A 2,766-nucleotide genomic window follows, 5' to 3' on the forward strand; every position below is an offset into this window, starting at 1 on the left:
CACCTTGCGCGAGGCGATCAGGCCCTGCAGACCCTTGTACAGGCCCGAGACGACCTCGTCCTTGTACTTGTGGACGGCCGGTACGTCGATGCCCTCGAAGGTGGCCTTGACACCGAACTGCTCGCTCTCGCGGGCCTGGTCGGCGATCTCGCCCGCGTGAAGCAGAGCCTTGGTGGGGATGCAGCCCCGGTGCAGGCAGGTGCCGCCGACCTTGTCCTTCTCGATCAGGGCGACGTCCAGGCCCAGCTGCGCCCCGCGCAGGGCCGCGGCGTAACCACCGCTACCACCGCCGAGGATCACTAGGTCGAAAACGGTGCTGGCGTCGTTCGCCACGTCACGTCCTCCATGCATGTGCGCCGTGCGCCGGTCGTCGGTGACCGGCAGGCGGCTGGTCTCCGGCCGCTGAAGCTTCGGCCCTTCGGTGGGGGCCCTGTCCTGCCGTGCCCCATCTTCGCACTTGTCGGCGGAAGCGGTAGCGCCGGGCCCGGGTGTGCGACGTCTGATCCGTCACGTCGGGAGGTCGCGGCGAGACCGATTCGTGCCGATTTCGTCGAGGGCGTAACGCGCATGCGGCCATGAGGGCGGCCCCGGGCTCGACTCGAGCTCCGGGGCCGCCCTCAGGGATGCGCGCGACGTCAGCCGAGCTCGCCCTCCGCCGTCAGCTCCGCGAGCCGGACCAGGGTGCGCACGGCCGAGCCCGTGCCACCCTTGGGGGTGTAGCCGAAGGGGGCCTGCTCGTTGAAGGCGGGGCCGGCGATGTCGAGGTGGGCCCAGGTGATGCCCTCGCCGATGAACTCCTTCAGGAACAGACCGGCCACCAGGCCACCGCCCATCCGCTCGCCCATGTTGGCGATGTCGGCCGTGGGGGTGTCCATGCCCTTGCGCAGGTGCTCCGGCAGCGGCATCGGCCAGGCGTCCTCGCCGACCTCCTTGGCGGTCTCGTGCACCGCGGTGCGGAACGCGTCGTCGTTCGACATGATCCCGAAGGTGCGGCTGCCGAGCGCGAGCATCATCGCGCCGGTCAGGGTCGCCACGTCCACGATCGCGTCCGGGTTCTCCTGCGAGGCCGCCCACAGCGCGTCGGCGAGGACCAGCCGGCCCTCCGCGTCCGTGTTGAGGACCTCGACGGTCTTGCCGCTGTACATGCGCAGCACGTCGCCGGGGCGCGTGGCGGAACCGGAGGGCATGTTCTCGGCGAGGGCGAGCCAGCCGGTGACGTTGACCTCGAGACCGAGCCGGGCGGCGGCCACGACCGCGGCGAAGACCGCCGCCGCACCGCTCATGTCGCACTTCATGGTCTCGTTGTGGCCGGCCGGCTTGAGGGAGATGCCGCCCGAGTCGTAGGTGATGCCCTTGCCGACGAAGGCCAGGTGCTTGTCCGCCTTGGAGTGCGTGTACGACAGCTTCACCAGGCGGGGAGCGGAGGCCGAGCCCACACCGACTCCGAGGATGCCGCCGTAGCCGCCCTTGGCCAGCGCCTTCTCGTCGAGCACCTGCACCTTGATGCCGTACTCCTTGCCCGCGCTCTGGGCGATGTCCGCGAAGGCCGCCGGGTTCAGGTCGTTCGGCGGGGTGTTGATCAGGTCGCGGGCCCGGTTGAGCTCCTCGGCGACGGCGACGGCACGTTCGACAGCCGCCTTGTACGCCTTGTCGCGGGGCTTGCCGCCGAGCAGGGCGACCTCGGCGAGCGGGGCCTTGTTGTTCTTCCCGTTCTTGCCGTTCTCCTTGTAGGTGTCGAACGAGTACGCGCCGAGCAGCGCGCCCTCGCCGACGACGCCGATGTCCGCGGCGTCCGCGACGGGCAGTGCGAAGACGGCCTTCTTGGAGCCGGCGAGCGCACGGGCCGCGGAGCCGGCGGCGCGGCGCAGCGACTCGGCGGAGTACGCCCCGTCCTTCTCGGGCTCGGCACCGAGGCCCACCGCCACCACGACGGGCGCCTTGAAGCCGGAGGGCGCGGGCAGCTTCGTCACCTCGCCCTCGGCGCCCGAGGCGCCCAGGGTCTCCAGAGTGGCGGCGAGTCTGCCGTCGTACGCCTGGTCCACGGCCTCGGCGCCCGGTGCGACGACCGGGCCCTCGGCGCCCTTCGCGACACCGACCACGATGGCGTCGGCCCGCTGGCCGGCCGCCGCGGCGGTGCTGAGTGTGAGAGCAGTCACGGTGGTGAAATCTCGCTTCCGATTGAGTTTCGGTGGCCGAACGGATGGGGTCGACCGGCCCGGGACCGACCCTAGATTGCTCAGAACGTACGGTCTTCACCTGGGCTGGGAAACACCCGGCACGAGCCTACGCTCGGCGGCCGGTTTCGCTCGTGCCCGCGGTTGTTCGTCTCACCGTGGCGTCGAGGCCCTGCCCGCCTCCGGTGACCCGATCCGTGCTTGCCGCGTTCGGGAGCCACCGGCGCCTCCCGAACGCGGCGAGCACGGGCGCATGGAGACATGGTGCACCGCGGGTCGCGGCGTCCGGGCTCATCCCCGGCACACGTCGCCGCACGCCCTGGATCCGTCCCGTGCAGCGCCCGCTCGCCCTTGCCGCCCTGATCCTGCTGCTCGCCGGATGCGCCACCGTCACCGAGGAGCACAAGGAATCGGGCCACGCCCGCCTCCCATGTCGAGTACGAACTGCCGACCAGCCACCTCTGTGCCAAGACCCGCCGCCTGAAGCTGAGTTCGATGCGCAGGACGTACGAGCCGGGCGCCTGGCGGCGGCCCTGCCGATCCCGAGGCGCCGGGACGCGGCGGGCGTCCGGTGCGTCTCCCTAGTACGGCG

General features: G+C 71.4%; 3 protein-coding genes. 1 reads left to right on the top strand and 2 read right to left on the bottom strand.

Features of this window, described 5'->3' with window-relative positions; translation table 11 throughout:
* Both VXC91_RS44325 and VXC91_RS44330 read right to left on the bottom strand, forming a co-directional pair.
* A partial coding sequence (locus VXC91_RS44325; RefSeq protein ID WP_329513006.1) for an FAD-dependent oxidoreductase occupies nt 1-333 on the bottom strand: 333 nt, incomplete at its 3' end.
* A gap of 302 nt (nt 334-635) precedes the next feature.
* Complete coding sequence (locus tag VXC91_RS44330) at nt 636-2,156, bottom strand: leucyl aminopeptidase (RefSeq protein WP_329513007.1); 1,521 nt, start codon at nt 2,154-2,156, stop codon at nt 636-638.
* A 350-nt stretch (nt 2,157-2,506) separates the two neighbouring features.
* Here VXC91_RS44330 and VXC91_RS47375 point away from each other — a divergent pair.
* Nucleotides 2,507-2,766: hypothetical protein (locus VXC91_RS47375; protein WP_408057628.1), on the top strand; the 260-nt coding region annotated here is incomplete at its 3' end.

It is taken from the genome of Streptomyces chiangmaiensis (genome assembly GCF_036281785.1).
Lineage (GTDB): Bacteria > Actinomycetota > Actinomycetes > Streptomycetales > Streptomycetaceae > Streptomyces > Streptomyces chiangmaiensis.